This is a genomic window from Luteibacter flocculans (assembly GCF_023612255.1).
Lineage (GTDB): Bacteria > Pseudomonadota > Gammaproteobacteria > Xanthomonadales > Rhodanobacteraceae > Luteibacter > Luteibacter flocculans.
Genome location: NZ_CP063231.1, coordinates 1,125,475 through 1,143,919, shown reverse-complemented (window position 1 = coordinate 1,143,919; position 18,445 = coordinate 1,125,475). Strand labels below are relative to the sequence as shown.

Here is an 18,445-nt window from a genome sequence, read left to right as displayed (position 1 = left end):
CGGGCCCGGCCGCGATCATCCCTTGGCCCCGGCCACTACGGAATGAATCATGCCGCCGCGCCCCCGTGGTTTCACGTTGATCGAACTGGTGACGGTGCTGCTCATCGTCGCCCTGGTCGGGGCCATTGCCCTGCCCCGCCTGGCCGAAGCCATGGCGCGCCATCGCCTGGGGGCCTCCGCCGAGGCGCTGCTGGACACGCTGGAGCGCGCACGCACGGCTGCGGTGAGGCGCAACCACGCCACACGCACCTGCGCGAGCGCCAACGGCCATACGTGCCAGGACTGGGTGGACTGGACCCGCGGCTGGATCGCCTACGACGAGGAACGACACACGGTGTTCGACCGCGTGGATGCACTCGATGCCGCCCTCTCGGCCCACCGCGGCCACCGCCTTGCCGTGCGCTTCGACGAGGACGGCACGACGGCCGACAACCAGAGGATAACGCTGTGCGTTCGCGGCCGCGCCGCCACGGCGGTCTCGATCGTGGTGCCCAAATCAGGCGTTGCTCGGCGAGAACGCGCCAAGGACGATGACGCCACCGCCTGCGCGCTGGCGGGTACGCGCCGCTGACGACCTGCTGTGGGCCAGTTCTAAAACGAAAAAAGCCGTGCATCGCTGCACGGCTTTCTCAATCTGGCGCCCGAAGTTGGACTCGAACCAACGACCCCCTGATTAACAGTCAAGTGCTCTAACCGGCTGAGCTATTCGGGCGGGGAGCCACGTATTTTGTGCAAGTACCGTAGGGCTGTCAAGCATTGGCAGCGCTGCCACGGATGCTTCTCACGCGAAGCGCAATGCGGCGAGCAGTTCCTCCCGCCCGTACGGTTTCTGCAGCCGCGCGTGGATGCCGGGCGTGTGGTCGGGCAATTCGGCGTAGCCACTGGCCAGGACGACATGCAGGTCGGGACGCGTCTTCGCCAGCCGCGAGGCCAGTTCCACGCCCGTCATGCCGGGCATGGCGTGGTCGGTAAGCACTACGGACACCGAGGGTGATTCATCGAGCATTTTGAGCGCCTGCGCACCGGACGACGCACCTATGGCTTCGTAGCCGGCAAAGCAAAGCATCTCGACCGTGGTCGAGAGCACCAGAGGGTCGTCGTCGACCACAAGGATCGACGTCGCCCGCCCATCCATGGGCGCGGCGTAATGCGTCGATGGCGCGATGGCCGGGGGAGCGTCAGCTCCGAGACCGAGGGCGCCGGCAACGGGCAGCCAGATGTCCACGGTCGTGCCGCCCGGGCGCGTGCTGCTCAGACGTAGAGCGCCGCCACACTGCTGCACGATGCCGTGCACCATCGACAGGCCCAGACCCGTCCCCTTGCCGACGCCCTTGGTGGTGAAAAACGGCTCGGTGGCCCGGCTCAACGTGGCCTCATCCATGCCTTCGCCGGTATCGGCCAGCGACAGGCGGACGTACTGCCCCGGGCCGATCCCGAGCGCACGCCCATCCTGGACACTTTCCGCGCGGGCCGAGATGGTCAGGGTGCCCCCATCCGGCATCGCATCGCGCGCATTCACCGCGAGGTTCAGCAGGCACAGCTCCAACTGGTTGGCGTCCGCCATGACCGGCGGCAAGGACAACGGAAAGCTCGCCTCCACCAGCACCGACGGCCCCAGCGACGTACGCACGAGATCGGCCATGCCGTGCACGAGGTCGGGCAGCAGCACGGGGGCGAGATGAAGCTGCTGGCGTCGCGCGAAGGCCAGCATGCGCTGCACCAGCGCCACGCCACGACGCACGCCACTCAACGCATTCGCCACCAGCGGGCGCGCGCGATCGGGGAGGTCGTCACGCTGGGTGAGCAGGTCCAGATTGCCGTGGATCGCCATCAACAAGTTGTTGAAGTCGTGTGCCACGCCGCCCGTAAGCTGGCCGACCGCCTCGAGCTTCTGTGATTGGAACAGCGCATTGCGCGCCTGCTCCAGGGCAAGGGCGGTGTTCCTCTGCTCGGTGACGTCGCGCGTCACCTTGGCGAATCCGACGAATTGCCCATCGTCGTCGTCGATGCGATCGAGGACCACGTGAGCCCAGAAACGGCTGCCGTCCTTGCGCACCCGCCAGCCTTCCGTTTCCAGCCGCCCGGACGCCTTGGCTGCCGCCAGGTTCGACCACGGTTCGCGGCGCTCCACGTCCTCGGGGGCGAAGAACGTCGAGTAATGCAGCCCGATGATCTCGTCCGGCCGATAGCCCTTGATGCGCTCCGCGCCGGAGTTCCAGCTGGAAACGTTTCCTTCGGGATCGAGCATGTAGATCGCGTAGTCCGCGACACCCTGGACCAGCAGCCGGAACTGCTCACGGCTGCGTCTTAGCTCGTCGATGTCGTCACTTTTCATGGATGTCCTCGGCCGCGGTGGCAACCTAACGGCGCACCCCTCATGGAGACGTGAAGACGTCTTCACTCAGCTCGTCGCGGAATTCAGGGTCGCGAGACGTTCGGGTTGCCGGCAACGAACCAGCGCCAGAGGAGATCGGTGCCTTCGCGGATACCGATGCGTGCCGAACCCGGCACGTTCTCCGGAGCGGGGGTTCCGTCGTCGACGACAGTGTACCCATCCCGAGCCCGCACGAGATCGATCCCGTTCTGCGCACCCGTGATGCCCATGGCCTGGGTCAGGCGGGCGGGTCCGCTGCACAGCTCGCGATCGCGGCGCACCTTGGGCCGCGCTTCGCGCATCCGCTCGATACCGGCCAACGGGTCCAACGCGCGAATGAGCACGCCGGAGCCCTCGCCGTCCTCGCCGCAGACCGTGTTGCAGCACCAGTGCATCCCGTAGGTGAAGTAGACATACATATGCCCGGGCGGACCGAACATGACGGCATTGCGCTTGGTCTTACCGCGATAGGTGTGCGCAGCGGGGTCGAAGGCGCCGCAATAGGCTTCCACTTCCACGATGCGCCCCGCACGCCCGTCAGCACAGGCGAGCACCTTGTTGAGCAACTCGGGACCGACCACGCGCGGATCGCGCTGGAAGAACGCACGGGGCAGGATGCTGCCGGGCCAGCGAGAACGCCCCGCCATCAAGGCTCCAGGGGCTCGCCGTCGGTATCCGGATCCGGCCCGGGGCGCTCGATCGGTTCATGGTCGAAGGGCGGCGGCGACGTGCCGGGAAGGCTTTTGTCAGTGTCGGGCACGGGACGGTGGGGTCGAGGCATGGCGGCTCCAGAGACGCTTACGCGTCATCGGCCCCGGGGTCGCACCACATGGGTGCCACCCCGGGGCGGGACGCTCAGAATACGCCAAGCAGCCAGCAGATCAGGACAATCGCGAGAATGACACCGATACCACCGCTGGGACCGTAACCCCAGGAGCTGGAATAGCCCCAGGTCGGCAGGCCGCCGATGAGGGCAATGATCAGGACAATGAGAAGGATGGTGATAAGCATGAGGCTCTCCGCCAGTGGCTGGTGGCCGCATCCTCGCCCGCGGGGCCGTCTAGACCTTGTGACGCGAGATACGTGCTCTCGCATCACATTCAGCATCGGGACGGGCGATGCATCGCCCGTCCCGTCCTGCTCGACTTACGTACGCACCACGTAGCACGGCTCGTAAGCGGTGCCGCCGGGGAGCTTCATGCGGTGCTGCTCCACGAAGGCCTTCAGCAGATCGTCGAGCGCCAACATGATCTCGGTCTCGCCGTCGATCACGAACGGGCCGTGCTCCGCGATCGCCTTGACGCCCTCTTCCTTCACGTTGCCGGCGACGATGCCGGAGAACGCGCGACGCAGATCGGCTGCAAGCTCGTGACGCGGACGGCCGCGATGCAACGCGAGGCCGGCCATCGCTTCGTGGGTCGGACGGAATGGCTGCTGGAACGGCAGCGGGATGTCCAGGGCCCAGTTGAAGAAGAAGGCGTCCTTGTTGTCCAGACGGTGATTGCGCACCTTGTCGATGCCGGCCACCATCGCGTGCGCCACGGCAGCGGGATCGTCGATGATGATCTTGTAGTGGCTCGCCACTTCGTCGCCGAGCGCGAGACGCAGGAAGCGATCGATCTGCTCGAAGTACGACGCCGAGTTCTGCGGACCGGTGAAGATCAGCGGGAACGGAATGCCCTTGTTCTGCGGCAGCAGCAGGATGCCGAGCATGTAGAGGATTTCTTCCGCCGTGCCCACACCGCCCGGGAACACGATGATGCCGTGGCCGAGGCGAACGAACGCCTCGAGACGCTTCTCGATGTCCGGCATGATCACGAGGTTGTTGACGATCGGGTTCGGCGATTCCGCCGCGATGATCCCCGGCTCGGTCACGCCGATGTAGCGGTTGCCCTTGCGGCGCTGCTTCGCGTGCGCAATGGTCGCGCCCTTCATCGGGCCCTTCATCGCACCCGGACCGCAGCCCGTGCAGATGTCCAGGCTGCGCAGACCGAGCTGGTAACCCACACGCTTGGTGTATTCGTACTCGTCGCGCGAGATGGAGTGACCACCCCAGCAGACCACGAGGTTGGGATCGACCTGCGGGCGCAGAATGCGCGAATTGCGCAGGATCTCGAACACCGCATGCGTAATGCCGACGGTATCGTCGAGATCGAACGCGCCGGTTTCCAACTGCGTGGACACGTACACGATGTCGCGCACCACGGCGACCAGCAGTTCGTTGATGCCGCGAATGATGCGACCGTCGACGAACGCCTGCTCGGGCGCGTTCTTCAGCTCGATCTTGATGCCGCGGTCTTCCTGCAGCACCTGGATGTCGAAGTCCGGATACTGCTCGAAGATCGAGCCCGGATCGTCGGAAAGATTGCCCGAGGTGAGCACCGCGAGCGCGCAACGGCGCAACAACTGGTGCAGCCCGGACCCGCTCGCGTCGCGCAGACGCGCGACTTCGTTGCGGGAAAGGATGTCGAGGCCGCCGGCCGGCGATACGCGAGCGCTGACGGTCTTGCCGTTGACCGGCTCCCCGAAGTGGATGGCATTCATGGAGTTACTGTCCTTCTGACCGCGAATTAGCGGCGAACCCCGCCCCCACCCGGGAGCGGACCGCCTAGCATCACGCGACAGGTCGGCGGGGGTCAAGAGCCGCGGCTCGGCGACGTGGCCGCCCCAGTCGGCGCACAAAAAAACCGGCACCCTCGCGGGTGCCGGTCGTGTAGCAAGCGAATCTTTCGCTTAGAACGTGTAGCGCAGGGTCAGCATGGCCGACCAGCGGGAGACCGGGTTGACCTTGGTCGCGCTGTTGTCGGTCGGGGCGTCGTAGATGCCCTTCAGGCCCGGCTGGTAGTTGCCGTTGGCGTCGGTCGGCAGGTTGTAGATGTACTTGCCCGTGGTCGGGTCCACGCCACCGAAGTTGGCGAGGGTGCGGGTGTACGGGAAGCCGATGTACGACTGCTGGCCCAGGTTCTTGTTCACCAGGTTCAGGAAGTTGTAGATGTCGAGACGGATCTCGCCCTTGTTGCCCTTGAAGATGCCGGGCACTTCCTGGCTCAGGCTCAGGTCGATCTGGTTGACCCAGGCCGACGTGGCGCCGTTGCGCTTGGCAACCTTGCCCTGTTCCTTGCGCAGGTAGTTGTCGTTCTGGATGTAGTTGTAGAACTGGTCGACCAACTGCTGCGAGGCCGCGGCCGTGCCACCCGAATTGCGGAAGATCGTACCGTCGCCGCGCTTCGGAATGTACGCCAGATCCTTGGAGTAGCTGTCGCCGTTCGAGTCGTTGCCGAAGATCCAGCTGTACGGCACGCCGGTGTGGCCGTCGTAGAACACGCTGACGCTCGTGGCGTAGTCACCGAAGAAGTTGTGCTGCCAGGTGAGCGACGCGTTGAGGCGCTTGGAGATGTTGGTGTTCGCCGTCGATGCGACGTCTTCGTTCGGGTTGTACCAGGCGCTGTTCGAGTAGTTCGAGGTCGCCTGGCTGGAGGTGCCCGGGTTCACTTCGGTCGAGTGACCGCCCGTCGCGGCGACGCTCCAGGACCAACCGTCGGCCATCGGCTTCGAGAACGACAGCGTCACGGTGTCGGCACCACCCTTGTGGGTGTTGGTCAGGTAGGTCACGCCCTGGGCGAAGCGGCCGTTCTGGCGAGCACGGGCGAATGAGCCACCCGTGTTGGAACCCGTCAAGTTAGTGCGGCAGTTGGCACCCGTCGCACCACCCACCGGCGTGGAGCCACCAATGCAACCGGCATAGGTGTAGCGACCGTCCGGCATGACGCCCGTCGGGGCGCCCAGGTTGAGGTTCTGGTACAGGATGCCGTCCTGCACGTCGAGGTGCTGCCACTCGATGCTGGCGATGATGCCCTGCCACGGCAGCTCACGATCGAACGCGATCGACGACTTCCACACGCTCGGCAGCTTGAAGTTCTTGTCGACGGTGTCGACGGCCTGCTGCGGCACCGTACCCGGGCCGCTGGTCGGCTGCTTGAACGGGTTCGAGCTGAACGGGGGGCACGGAAGCGTCTGCGAACCGAGCTTACACGTGATGCCGTCCGGCTGACGGTCGTACGAGTAGGTGACGATGTTGATACCGTTGTTCTGGTACGGGTTCGTCATCCACACGGTCGGCGGATCGGACTGGAACAGGCCAACGCCACCACGCAGCTGCGTCTTGTACTCGCTGTCGAAGCTGTAGTTGAACGACAGGCGCGGCTCGACGAGCTTGCTGCCGTTGATCGTGTTGGCGTTGCTGAAGCCGAAGGTGCGCTGGAAGTCAGCGTTGTACAGCGGCTTGTCGTCGGTCAGGTACTTGTTGACGCGGAAGCCGTACTGGATCGACAACTGATCGGTCGCCTGCCAGGTGTCCTGCAGGAAGAACGTGTGACGACGCAGCTCCCACTTCGCAGCGATGTCGTCGAGCGAGTAACCGGGTGCCGGCTGGTACAGCGAGTAGTTGCTGTACAGGCCCGGACCGAAGTTGTTCAGGCCGTTGTTGCCGAAGGTGTACGCACCGAACTCGGTACGACCGAACAGGTTGTAGATGCGGTTGCGCTCCCACTCGAAGCCACCCTTGATGGTGTGGTCGTCGAGGTACAGCGTGCCCGCCCACATCGCGTTCAGGCTCTTCACCGACGCGGAGTTGTAGTGGCTGAACTGGTCTTCGCCGAGGTTGATCGTCGGACCGGTGGCGCTGGTACCGAAGCCGGTATTGTTCAGGCGCACGGTGATCTGCGGCTGCTGGTACGGCACCGAGCGGTTGAGCTGGTAGTCGCTGTAGCCGATCTTGGTTTCCGACGAGAAGATGTCGCTCCAGTCGTCGAACGACTGCAGGGTGTAGTTCTTGATGTCGGAATTGACGGTGTACCAGTAGCTGGACAGGCCGATCGACGAGGTACCGTTGCCCTGCGGATTGGGCTTCACTTCCTTGGTACGCGAGTACGCAAGGTTCATGCGGTGGCCGTCGGTGATGTTCCAGTCGAGCTTGGCGATGTAGCGCTTGTCGGTCAGCGTACCGGCGTTGGCACCGGTCGAGCCCGGCTGCAGGCCGAGACCGTTCGCCGCATTGATGATGCTCTGCAGGTCGCCCGGCGAGACCTTGTTGATCGTCGAGCGGCTGAGGGTCGGATCGAGACCGTTGACGGCACCCGAGCTGAGACCCGTGACTTCTTCCTTCTCGTAGCCCGCGAAGAAGAACAGCTTGTCCTTGATGATCGGGCCACCGACGGTCGCACCGGCCGTCCAGTTACGGTCGAACTCGGTGTAGTCGCGGTTGTTGTCGAGCCAGCCGGCCTTGCCGACCATGCTGCTGGCGTTCTTGAAGCCGTAGTACACCGAGCCATGGAACTCGTTGGTACCGGACTTCGTCACCGCATTGATGTCGGCGCCGACGGTGTCGGAAGCGACGTCGTAGTTGGCGGTGGAGATGTTGAACGAGTCGATGGTGTCCATCGACACCGGCGAGCCGACCGTCGGCATGCCGGTGGAGTTCAGACCGAACGGGTCGCCCACGCCCAGGCCGTCGACCTTGATGCTGTTGAGGCGGGTGTTCTGGCCGTTGGCCGAGATGGCGCCCGTACCGTGGTCGACGGTCACGCGCGGATCGAGGCGCGCGATGTCCGCGATGTTACGGCTCGGCGACGGTGCCGCCTTGAGCTGAGCCTGCGAGATGTTGGTGCCGAGACCCTTGTTCTCCGAGGTGAACTGGCCCGACACGGCCGACACGGTGACGGCGCCCAGCGCGGTCGCGTCGGCGGCGCTGGCAGCGGAGGCGCTGAGGTTCACGGCTGTGTCGCTACCGAGCTGCAGGTAGACATTGTCCTGGCGAACCGACGGCATGCCGTCCTTGGTGGCGGTCACGTCGAACGGACCGCCCACGCGCAGACCCTGGGCCGAGTAGCGGCCGTTGACGTCGGTGGTGGTGGTCTTCGTGGTGCCCGACGGCTCATGCACGATGACGACGGTGGCATTGGCGACCGGCTGGCCGCTGGCGTCAACGACGCGACCGCTGATCGTGGAGGACGTCTCCTGCGCGAAGGCAGGTGCCGCGAGCAGCGATGCGATCGCAAACGGCAAAAGTTTGGCGCGGACTCGGCTATTCATCAATGGTCGACCCTGTGGCTTGCAACGAAAAATTTCGGCCGAACGGAGGGCGCCTGGCTAAGCCGGGCAGTGGATTCCGTTCGAGCGTTCCCCAATCTTCTTGGCTGTGTCGTCTCGTGTGATCCCGGTCACATCCATGGACCCGGTGGCGACAGTTGTTAAGCCAACTTTAACGGCATTGTATGACAGATTTGTAACGTTTTCACGCCGGATTCATAAATACCACTTTTTCCTACGCGGACTGGTTTTCGGCTCATCTTATTGTTATTTAAAGATATTTATTTTTACCAAGAGGAAGTGCTGTCGGAGACGGAGAAGCCACCGGCGCACCATCGCAGGACTTCACGTTGAGGCCTGTCGCAAGGTCCCCCGCCATGCCACGAGGTTTCGCGGCTCACTCGCAGACATTTGTGGCGCGCCCTTTTTAACTGCGGGAGCCAATGTGGGAGCCCGCGAGGGAGTGAAACCTCGCATGGGCACTCGGGTGGGAGCCGCGTCCTGGCGGCGATCCCGCGCCAGAGGGCAGGTGCGGCGCGAGCACCCATCGCCGGCAGGCCGGCTCCCACCAAGCGCAAACAAAAAGGCCTGAGTCCGGCGCCATGCCGGACTCAGGCCTTAGGTCCTGCGCGCTACGTTTTCGTCAGAAGAACGAGGCGCCGAAGGTCACCATGAAGGTGCGTTCCTGCAGGATCGAGTAGTACGGCGCCGTGGCGTAGAGCGTCGTTCCGTTCGCATCCTTGATCTTGCCCGGGTTGCTGGCCAGGAATGCGGAGACGTTGCTCGCATAGGTAAGCGCCTTGCGGTCGGCCAGGTTGAACACGTTGACCTTGATGTACGGCTTGCGGAACCACGGCGAGAAGTCGTCGAAATTCCAGCCGGTGCCCAGGTCGATCGTTGCGTACCCGCCCACGCGTTCGGTATTCGACCAGTCGCCCCAGATCGCGCCCTGGTATTTGGCACTCAGCGAAGCCCAGAACGGCCCGTTGTGGTAGTCGACTGCGACGTAACCCGAGTTCTTCGGCACGTTGAGCAGGGTCTTGCCCTTCGTGTTGTAGATGCCGTCGCCCAGCGAGTTGAGGTCGTCCTGCATCAGGGCACGCGTGTACGAATAGTTTGCATACACCGTCCACTGGTCATCCAGCTTGAAGCTGCTCTCGGCGTTGAGGCCGCGCATGTGCACCTTCTGCAACTGTGTATAGACCGTCAGCCCGGTCGTCTGGTCGAAGCCCGAAACCTGCTTGTTGTTGAGATTCGACGCATAGGCATCGATGTTCGCCGAGATGCGTTCGCCATAGAAACGCCAGCCCAGATCGGCGGTGGTCGAGGTCTCCGGCTTGTTCGGCAGCGCGGCAGCGGCCGACGAGCCGTAACCGTAAAGGGCGTTGCTCAGCAGTGCGCCGTTGATCGGTGCACGGAACGTCTTGCCGATACCGAAATAGAACTGGTTCTCGTCATTGAGCTGATATTTCGCGCCCGCCGTGGGCGTGAACTTGTGGAAGGTCGCCGTCGGCGACGCGTCGAACTGCGCATTCGTCGTGGTCACCTTCCCTGCTGCGCTGATCGAGCCGATGGAATTCGGATACTCAGCGATATAGCCGTCACGCTTGGTCCATACGTAGGCGAGGCTGCCGGAGAACGTCCACTGGTCGTTCGGCGTCCAGTTGTCGGTGATGAAGGCCTTCTCGTTCGTGGTGGTGGTGTACTGGTCGTACACCTTCTGCACCTTGCCATCCGGGTAGCGGATCAGCACGTCCTTGCCCCAGGTGTCGACGGGCACGCCGGTGGCAGGATCCACGGGCACGAGTACCTGACCCTGCTGCTGACGCGGCCGCTCGTACCACACGCCGTATTCCAGGCTGTTGTTGTCGCTCAGATCCTGATTGAGCTTGGCGATCACGCCGGGACGGTAGGTGTACGAATAGCTCAGCGAGTTGACCAGCTTCGTGCCGCTGATCTTGCCGTCACCATCGAGGTCGACGTTCACCGACTTGAAGTAGTTGTCGTTGGCCAGCGGGTTCTCGGTGACCGTGCTGCCGCTGCCGCCACCGCCGTAGCCATACTGGAAGTACGGCACCACGGACAGGCGCATGCTGTCGGTGAGGGTGAACTCACCATCGAGGCTGGCGAGGTAGTTGCGGAACGGATTCTGATGCAGCGCGTAGTAGTTGCTGCTGGTGCTGCCACGGGTGTAGGTGCCGAGGTAGCTCTGCTTGTAGTCCGCGGCGGCCTGAGCCTTGGTCAGTGACTCGTAGTTGGTCTTGACCTCGCGGTTGTACTGCAACGAGAACGAGATCGAGTTCTTGTCGTCGATCTGCCAGACCGACTTGCCGTCGACCTTGGTCACCTTCGACTTGCCGCGGCCGCGCCACAGGTTCGTTTCGTTATTGGAGTACGACAGCCACGAACGCACAGGACCCAGGTCGCCCGTATTGAGGCGCATGAACGTGCGGTGGTAGCTGTTGTCGCCAAGGGTCTGGCTGAAGTCCAGGCCGGCCTGGTGCGACGGATCGACGGTCACCCAGGCGATGGAACCACCCGCCGCGCCTGCGATCGGTGAGTCATTGTCCGGATAGCCCTGCTGGACGGTGATGTCGCCCATGTTCTCGGTGTCGCCGTACTCGGACGAGTAGATCTTGTAGTTGCCGCTGTCGTTGATCGGCGCACCGTTGACCGTGACGCCGATTTCGTCGAGCGGAAAGCCACGGACACTGGCGTTGCCGTCATTGAGGCCGGTGTAGTCGTCGGTAGACGACACCACGCCCGGAATCGAATTGATCGCCTGCACGAAGGTGGCACCCGGCGCCGCCTTGACGATGGCCTCGCGGGACACGGTCGAAACCGCTTTCGGCGCGTCCTGGATGGACATCAGGCCACCGCCCAACGCCAGCGAGTTGGCCTTCACCTGCACTGCGCTCATCTGCTGCGTGGCGCGGCGCGTGGCGTTGTCATTCGTCGTGTTCGAGCTGCTCGCCACGTTGGAACGCTGCGGCTGCGTGGCGTTGGTCTGGGGACTGGCGTCCTGGGCCAGTGCGGCGCCTGCGGCCACGAAAAGGGTCACGGCGATCGCGGCCGAAAGGGAATTGCGGTTCATCGACAGGTTTCCTGAAAATTTGTCTAGTTAATGGCGGTCTCTCCTGACCACGTGAAATCATTCGATCCGTCGTTTGAAATAATGGTTTTCGTAATTAATTGGCGATTATCTCTGCATCGATATTTATTACGTCTACGCAAGAAAAAACGTTTTCTCCAGACACAGCGAATCGCCCAGCATCTTTGCCGGGACGAAAAAACACCGAGTGACCCACTGAACCCCTCAAGCCAATGCCACGAGGGATGTTGTGACCTAACGAGGCAGTACCGTAGCACTGCCGAATGACAGTTTAGCGATTATCTGACGATTTTTTATCAGCAGGAAATAGGTATTTTTCCAGCCTCACCGGGATACCGGCCGGAAGATATTCCGGCCGGCCCGAAAGTGGTCACACCTTGCCGAGGTAGCGCGAACGCTTGGCCGGCTTGAGCGAGGCCAGGTCGAGCATCACCAGGCCGTCCACGCAGCCGGAGAAATCGGGGTCTTCGCCGAAGGCAAGGAACTGCACACCTTCCGGTTCCACGAGATCGACGTACTGGCGATAGAGCACCGGCAGCGTGACGCCGAGCGCATCGAGACGATGCTTCAGCTTGCCCAGCCCGGTTGCGGGATCGAGCCCTTCGAGTTCGCGGCGCACCGAATCGATGGTGGCCTCCGGAATGACGAAGGGCTGCCGCGCGGCGGCGAGACCCTGTACACCGAAGAAGTGCTGGTGAGCCGCCGCGATCCACTCGCGTGCTTCACGCGGCATGCTGACCGACATGCTCACAGGACCGAACAAATAACGCAGTTCGCGGTGACGCTGGAGGTACAGGCCGATGCCCTGCCAGAGCTGGTCGAGCGCACGCGAGCGCCAGTACGCAGGCGCGATGAAGCTACGCCCGAGTTCAAGACCCTGAGCGAGGCGCGATTCCAGTGCAGGCGAGTAATCGAACAGGCTGGATGTGTACAGGGCGCTCATGCCGTGCTCGGCGATCAAGCGACCGCCATGGCCAAAGCGATACGCACCGACGATGCGCAAAGCTTTCGCGTCCCACAGCACAAGGTGTTCGTAGAGCGCATCGTAGGCGTCGAGATCGCGGCGCTTGCCGGTGCCCTCGCCCACGCGGCGGAACGTGAGTTCGCGCAGACGCCCGATCTCGCGCATGGCATAGCTGTCGGACGAGCCCTGCATCAGCAGGATCTTCTTGCCATCGGCGAGTTCGGCGAGCAGTTCGGCCTTGTCGAGTTCCGCGACAACGCGCTCCACCGGCTCCGGATGAGCCAGCGGCGTCTGGCCGCCGAACACGAGACCGCGCTGGCGTGCAAGTCGATAGACATGCCGACGCATCAGCTTCGCGGCCTGCTCCGACGAGCCGCCGCTGGTCTGTTTCAGCTCATCCGCATCGACCAGCTTGCCAATGCGGAAGCCCACGCGCTGCCGGCCCGAGGTCGCTTCGCGCGGCAGCATGGCGGTGCTGAGCGGCTTGGCGAGCATGGAAAGGCCATAGAAGGCGACCGAATTGCGCGCGGCGATATGCACGGGAAGCACCGGCACACCGGCACGCATGGCGATGCGCGCGAAACCGTCGGACCACTTGCCGTCACGCACGCCACCCGGGCGCACGCGCGACACTTCGCCCGCGGGGAACATGATCAGCACTTCGCCGGCCTCGACGGCGCGGAACACCGCGCGCATCTTCGAGGTGGCACCCTTGCCGAACACGTCCACGGGCAGCAGCAGCGAGCCCAACTGGGGTACGGCCGCGAGCACGTCGTTACCGAGGATGCGAACGTCACGGCGTACCGAGCCGATCAACTGGATGAGCGCGATGGCGTCGACCATGCCCAACGGATGATTGGCCACGACGATGAGCGGTCCCTCCACCGGAATGTTCTCGCGTTCGCGTTCGGTGACGCGGCAACTCACGCCGAGATAGTCAAGCGTCTTTTCGCAGAACTCGAAGCCCTGCGCCGGGCCCGCAAACGCGAGTGTGCGATTGAACCGGTCTTCGTGGGCCAGGCTTTCCAGCATGCCGACGAGGGGTTTGCGCAGGCGCGGATGCTGCGCAAGCCAGGGCATCCGGTCCAGCAGCGCGCGATCGATGCTCAACATGACTTAGGCTCCCTTTGACGTCGAACGGTGGCTACCTTGCCGGGCCGGTGCGGAGTCGTGTTTTCTCATATCGCCTTCGAACATCTCGTTGCCCCTTGGGGCTTGCCCCATGCCCGGGGAATAGGACATTCCCATCCCCTGACCATGCTCGCGGGCAATTATGACAGTAACCCTACCGTCGCGTATGTTCTTGCGGCAACAAGCCTAGGCATACGCTAGGTGGCGATATGCAGGTAAGCGGACAGGCCGCTCAGGAACATCTGCACCGAAAGGGCAATCAGGAGCATACCCATCAGGCGCTCCATGGCCGTGAGCACGCTCTCGCCCAGCCAACGGAAGAGGAAGGTGGAGCTGAGCAGGATGATCGCCGTGGCAAGCCAGGCCAGGAACAGCGCGATACCCCACTCCGCCGTGCGGCCGGGCTGCGAATTGGTGAGCAGCAGCAGGGCCGCCATGGCCGAGGGGCCGGCAACGCCGGGAATCGCCATCGGCACGATGAACGGCTCGCCCTCACCGGGCTTGCCGAAGACGCCGCCCTCCACCGGAGGGAAGACCATGCGAATGCCGATCAGGAACAGGACGATACCGCCGGCAATGCTCACCGACTCCTGGCGCAGCTGCAGCACCTTCAGGATGTACTGCCCGCCGAGCAGGAACGCGACCAGCACCGCCAGCGCGATCAGCAGCTCGCGAATCATGACCTTGCGGCGGCGCTGCGGCGGCACGTCCTTCAACAGGGCGAGGAACAACGGAATGTTGCCCAGCGGGTCCATGATCAGGAACAGCAGGATGCCCGCGGATAACGTCGTCATCTGCGTTTCCATGGAGAAGAGCTCCTTCTAAGCGTGGTTTGCCCGCATCATGCAGGCGACGTGGGTCAGTGGGTGTGGCGAAGGTCGAGCACGGTACCGCGCGCTTCCGCACCGGCACGGGAAAGCAGATAAACGATGGCATCCGCCGAGGCCGTGGGTAGCGGCCGTTCCAGCGTGTTCTCGCCGTAGTAGGCGGCACGACGCAGTGCCGTACGCATCGGCGCCGGCAGCACGGCATGCACACGCATGGCGTTGCGGCCGTTCTCCGCATGCAGCACGGCGGCCATGCGTTCCACGGCCGCTTTGGATACGCCGTAGCCGCCCCAGTGCGCGCGAGAAAGCAGCTCCGGGTCGTCGAGCACGAAGATCACCGCGCTGTCGTCGGCTTTCGTCAGCAGCGGCATGCACGCCTGGGTCAGCGCGAACGGCGCCGATACGTTGACTTGCATGGCACGCAGCCAGTCGTCCGGCTTGTGCATGGCGATCGGCGTGAGTTCGTTGAAATGGGCGGCCGCATGCACGATGCCGTCCAGCCGACCGAATTCATTCTCGATGCCTTCGGCCAGCGCGGCGTAGTCGGCGGGCGTGGCGCTTTCGAGATCGAGCGGGTGGATCACAGGCTCGCTGCCACCCAGCGCCACGAGTTCGTCGTAGCGTTTTTCCAGCGCACGCACCTTGCGGCCAGTGATGACGACCGTGGCACCGGCGAGCACCGCCGCTTTAGCCGTCTCGCCGCCCAAGCCACCGGTGGCACCGGTGACGATGACCACGCGCCCCGCGAGACTGCCCGGGACCGGCGCCCAGCCGGACGGCAGGTGCGCCGACGGCAGGCTGCTCACGTATTCGCCCCCGCGACGTCGGCCGCCATGCGCTCCAGCTCGCCCGCCGCATGCAGATCCTCAACGATGTCGCATCCGCCGATGAACTCGCCCAGCAGGAACAACTGCGGGAACGTCGGCCAGTTCGACAGCTGCGGCAGCCCCGCGCGAATCCGAGGATCCGCCAGCACGTTCACCGAATGGAACACGGCACCCGCCGCCTCCAAGGCCTTCGCCGCGCGATCGGAGAATCCGCAGGTGGGATATTCCGGTGTGCCTTTCATGAAAAGCACGATCGGGTGGGCCTGAACGATGGCCTTGATCTCGTCTGCGACGTCCATAGCTCGGGTTTCATCATTAGAATGCGAGTGATTGCATAGTGTAGCAGCGCCGGGCCTCGCGCCTCCTGCCCGCACCCTTTCCCCCCAGCCAACCGCTAAGGAGTCCCGCAATGGCGTTCGAACTTCCCCCGCTCCCCTATGAAAAGAATGCGCTGGAGCCGGCCATCTCCGCCGAGACCCTCGAGTTTCACTACGGCAAGCATCACCAGACCTACGTCACGAACCTCAACAACCTGATCAAGGGCACGGAGTTCGAGGGCAAGAGCCTGGAAGAGATCGTCAAGACCTCGTCCGGCGGCATCTTCAACAATGCCGCGCAGATCTGGAACCACACGTTCTACTGGCACTCGATGCGCCCGGCGACGCAGGCTGCCGAGCCGCCGGCCAAGCTGGCAGACGCCCTGACCAAGGCCTTCGGCTCGGTCGACAAGTTCAAGGAAGAGTTCAGCAAGCAGGCCGCCGGCAACTTCGGCTCGGGCTGGACCTGGCTGGTGCAGCGTCCGGATGGCTCGCTGGCGATCGTGAATACCTCCAACGCGGCCACGCCGATCACCGGCAGCGACAAGCCGCTGTTCACGGCCGACGTGTGGGAACACGCCTATTACATCGATTACCGCAACGCGCGCCCGAAGTATCTCGAAGCCTTCTGGAGCGTGGTGAATTGGGACTTCGCTGCCAAGAACATGGCCTGAGGTCGTCTTCGATCAGGCGCCGGCTGAGCCCGGCGCCTGATCGAGCTGGCACGTGATTAGCCAAGCACCTCGATCGCCGGCGCTACCTGCGCCTCGCGATTCAGCGCCGCACCCACCTCCACCAGCTTCGCACGCAGGCTGCCCGCATCGCTGGCGCAGATCGTGGCATGGCCCACCTTGCGACCCGGGCGCGCATCCTTTCCGTAGTCGTGCCAATGGCCGTCGGCCACCGCAAGCACGGGCGTCGCCTCGGGCATGTCGCCAATCCAGTTGAGCATCGCGCTGGCGCCACGGACACCGGTATCGCCCAGCGGCAGACCCAGCACCGCACGAATGTGGTTTTCGAACTGGCTGGTGTGCGCGCCTTCGATGGTCCAGTGACCGGAGTTGTGCACGCGCGGCGCCATTTCGTTACCGAGCAGCTCTCCGCCTCGGACGAACAGCTCGAGCGCGAACACGCCGACATAATCGAGCCGCTCCGCAATCGCCTTGGCCTGCGCGACCGCGGCCTGTTCCAGCTCGTCCGACGTATCGGGCGCAGGCGCGAGGCTCAGCGAGAGCACGCCGTCCACATGCCAGTTGCGGGTCAACGGCCAGGTACGGAACTCGCCGTCGCGCGCACGCACGGCCACGACCGACAGCTCGCGATCGAACGGAACGAAAGCCTCGAGGATCAGCCCATGCTCGGCCGCTGCCTCGCCTAGAGCGGACCAGGCGGCGTCGATATCCGCCGGCACCTTGAGTCGAAACTGACCCTTGCCGTCGTAACCCAGCCGACGCGTCTTGAGAATGGCGGGAAGACCGATGCGCTCGACGGCGGCCACGAGATCGGCCTGCGTATCGACCGCGGCGAACTCCGGCGTGTTCAAGCCCGTCTCGCGGAACAGCGTCTTCTCGGCCATGCGGTCCTGAGCCACGGCCAGCGCGCGAGGATTGGGATGGACCTCTACCTGGTCCGCAAGGCGCTCCGCCGTCGTGGCCGGGACGTTCTCGAAATCGAAGGTGATCGCATCCACGCGACTGGCGAGGGCTGCCAAGGCGGCTTCATCGTTCCAGCCCGCCGCGATCAACTCGGCCACCTGCCCCGCGCAGGCATCCGCGGCCGGGTCCAGCGCAAGCGTACGGATGCCCAGCGGTGCCGCGGCCAGCGCGAGCATCCGCGCAAGCTGCCCGCCGCCGAGGATGCCTACCGTAGGGAGCGTCCGGTTCATGCGCGCGGGTCCGGGTTGTCGAGCACCGTACGGGTCTGCTCGGCACGGAAGGCGTCGAGCGCCGCGGCGACCGCGCTGTCGTGCAGGGCCAGCACCGAGGCCGCGAGCAACGCGGCGTTGGTCGCCCCTGCACGGCCGATCGCCAGCGTGCCCACGGGAATGCCGGCCGGCATCTGCGCGATCGACAGTAAGGAATCCATGCCATTCAAGGCCTTGGACTGCACCGGCACGCCGAACACCGGCAGCGGTGTCTTCGCCGCGAGCATGCCCGGGAGATGCGCAGCGCCACCGGCACCGGCCACGATGACCTGGATACCGCGATCGCGAGCCGTGGCGGCATAGTCGAACAGCAGGTCGGGAGTGCGGTGCGCGGAGACCACGCGAACCTCATGCACGATGCCCATCCGGGCCAACGTGGCCGAGGCATGTTCCATCGTTTCCCAGTCCGAGCGCGAGCCCATCACCACGCCTACGCGTGGCGCGCCCGCTTCGTTGCCGCCGTTGGAAATCATGGCCGGAGCACCCAAAAGTCGCTATTGTAAAGGCATTCCCGTTTATCAGGTTGGCCCTCTGCGGCCGTTGCCCCATGGACAAGCGTCTCCTCGACATTCTCTGCTGCCCGGTCAGCAAGCGTCCGCTGCGCCCGCTTACGTCGGCCGAGCGCGATCAACTCAACAACGCCATCCGTGCCGGCTCGCTGGACACCGTGGCGGGTGAAAAGGTCGCCGAGCCGATCGCCGAAGGGCTGATCACCACCGACGGCCAGGTCGTCTATCGCGTGGAGGACGGCATTCCGGTCATGCTCCCCGAGGCCGGCATCGGCACCGTGCAGCTCCAGGGCTTCCCAGGGAACCCGGCTCTCGCGCAAAATCCGTGACGCAGGTCACGCTATAAAGCATTGGTTCCCGCACAATGGCCCTT

15 protein-coding genes and 1 tRNA gene are annotated in these 18,445 nt (G+C 64.2%); 3 read left to right on the top strand and 13 right to left on the bottom strand.

Translation table 11 applies throughout. The annotated features are described in order from the left end of the window. The first annotated feature begins 49 nt into the window (after window positions 1-49). Window positions 50-571 carry a GspH/FimT family pseudopilin gene (locus IM816_RS04940; protein WP_250340008.1) on the top strand — a complete coding sequence of 174 codons (522 nt, stop codon included), beginning with the start codon at window positions 50-52 and terminating at the stop codon, window positions 569-571. Between the two features lie 64 nt (window positions 572-635). On the opposite strand, the gene IM816_RS04935 is transcribed toward IM816_RS04940, so the two are convergent. From IM816_RS04935 to grxD, 11 genes are all read right to left on the bottom strand, one after another. Beyond that, window positions 636-712, bottom strand: a tRNA-Asn gene (locus IM816_RS04935). A 69-nt stretch (window positions 713-781) separates the two neighbouring features. After that, window positions 782-2,335: a PAS domain-containing sensor histidine kinase gene (locus IM816_RS04930; RefSeq protein WP_250340007.1), complete on the bottom strand. Its 1,554-nt coding sequence runs from the start codon at window positions 2,333-2,335 to the stop codon at window positions 782-784. Between the two features lie 83 nt (window positions 2,336-2,418). Further along, the gene (locus IM816_RS04925; protein WP_250340006.1) at window positions 2,419-3,021 is read right to left on the bottom strand and encodes a DNA-3-methyladenine glycosylase; all 603 of its coding nucleotides are present in this window, start codon (window positions 3,019-3,021) and stop codon (window positions 2,419-2,421) included. 208 nt (window positions 3,022-3,229) lie between these two features. Then, window positions 3,230-3,385: a DUF3309 family protein gene (locus IM816_RS04920; RefSeq protein ID WP_072322963.1), complete on the bottom strand. Its 156-nt coding sequence runs from the start codon at window positions 3,383-3,385 to the stop codon at window positions 3,230-3,232. A gap of 135 nt (window positions 3,386-3,520) precedes the next feature. After that, window positions 3,521-4,918, bottom strand: coding sequence for a nucleotide 5'-monophosphate nucleosidase PpnN (ppnN, locus tag IM816_RS04915; protein WP_072322962.1), 1,398 nt, complete (start codon window positions 4,916-4,918; stop codon window positions 3,521-3,523). Between the two features lie 189 nt (window positions 4,919-5,107). Beyond that, window positions 5,108-8,464 carry a TonB-dependent receptor gene (locus IM816_RS04910; protein WP_250340005.1) on the bottom strand — a complete coding sequence of 1,119 codons (3,357 nt, stop codon included), beginning with the start codon at window positions 8,462-8,464 and terminating at the stop codon, window positions 5,108-5,110. Window positions 8,465-9,104: 640 nt separating this feature from the next. Then, the gene (locus IM816_RS04905) at window positions 9,105-11,555 is read right to left on the bottom strand and encodes a TonB-dependent receptor (protein WP_250340004.1); all 2,451 of its coding nucleotides are present in this window, start codon (window positions 11,553-11,555) and stop codon (window positions 9,105-9,107) included. A gap of 388 nt (window positions 11,556-11,943) precedes the next feature. Then, on the bottom strand, window positions 11,944-13,650 hold the full coding sequence (gene olsF, locus IM816_RS04900; RefSeq protein ID WP_250340003.1) for a bifunctional ornithine lipid synthase OlsF: 1,707 nt from the start codon (window positions 13,648-13,650) through the stop codon (window positions 11,944-11,946). 215 nt (window positions 13,651-13,865) lie between these two features. Continuing rightward, window positions 13,866-14,474: a YhgN family NAAT transporter gene (locus IM816_RS04895; RefSeq protein ID WP_304441869.1), complete on the bottom strand. Its 609-nt coding sequence runs from the start codon at window positions 14,472-14,474 to the stop codon at window positions 13,866-13,868. A gap of 53 nt (window positions 14,475-14,527) precedes the next feature. Next, window positions 14,528-15,301, bottom strand: a complete 774-nt coding sequence (locus IM816_RS04890) for an SDR family NAD(P)-dependent oxidoreductase (RefSeq protein ID WP_250340002.1) — start codon at window positions 15,299-15,301, stop codon at window positions 14,528-14,530. After that, entirely contained in the window at window positions 15,298-15,621 is a 324-nt protein-coding gene (gene grxD, locus IM816_RS04885) for a Grx4 family monothiol glutaredoxin (RefSeq protein ID WP_072322957.1), read from the bottom strand. The genes IM816_RS04890 and grxD overlap by 4 nt, the downstream gene beginning before the upstream one ends. A 110-nt stretch (window positions 15,622-15,731) precedes the next feature. On the opposite strand from grxD, the gene IM816_RS04880 reads away from it, so the two are divergent. After that, window positions 15,732-16,313 carry a superoxide dismutase gene (locus IM816_RS04880; RefSeq protein ID WP_250340001.1) on the top strand — a complete coding sequence of 194 codons (582 nt, stop codon included), beginning with the start codon at window positions 15,732-15,734 and terminating at the stop codon, window positions 16,311-16,313. Window positions 16,314-16,369: 56 nt separating this feature from the next. Here the strand turns inward: IM816_RS04880 and IM816_RS04875 are convergent, their stop codons facing one another. Both IM816_RS04875 and purE read right to left on the bottom strand, forming a co-directional pair. After that, the gene (locus IM816_RS04875) at window positions 16,370-17,524 is read right to left on the bottom strand and encodes a 5-(carboxyamino)imidazole ribonucleotide synthase (RefSeq protein WP_250340000.1); all 1,155 of its coding nucleotides are present in this window, start codon (window positions 17,522-17,524) and stop codon (window positions 16,370-16,372) included. After that, complete coding sequence (gene purE, locus IM816_RS04870) at window positions 17,521-18,036, bottom strand: 5-(carboxyamino)imidazole ribonucleotide mutase (RefSeq protein ID WP_072322954.1); 516 nt, start codon at window positions 18,034-18,036, stop codon at window positions 17,521-17,523. The genes IM816_RS04875 and purE overlap by 4 nt, the downstream gene beginning before the upstream one ends. 74 nt (window positions 18,037-18,110) lie before the next feature. Here purE and IM816_RS04865 point away from each other — a divergent pair, with 74 nt between their 5' ends. Continuing rightward, entirely contained in the window at window positions 18,111-18,401 is a 291-nt protein-coding gene (locus IM816_RS04865) for a Trm112 family protein (protein ID WP_250339999.1), read from the top strand. Window positions 18,402-18,445 lie beyond the last annotated feature (44 nt).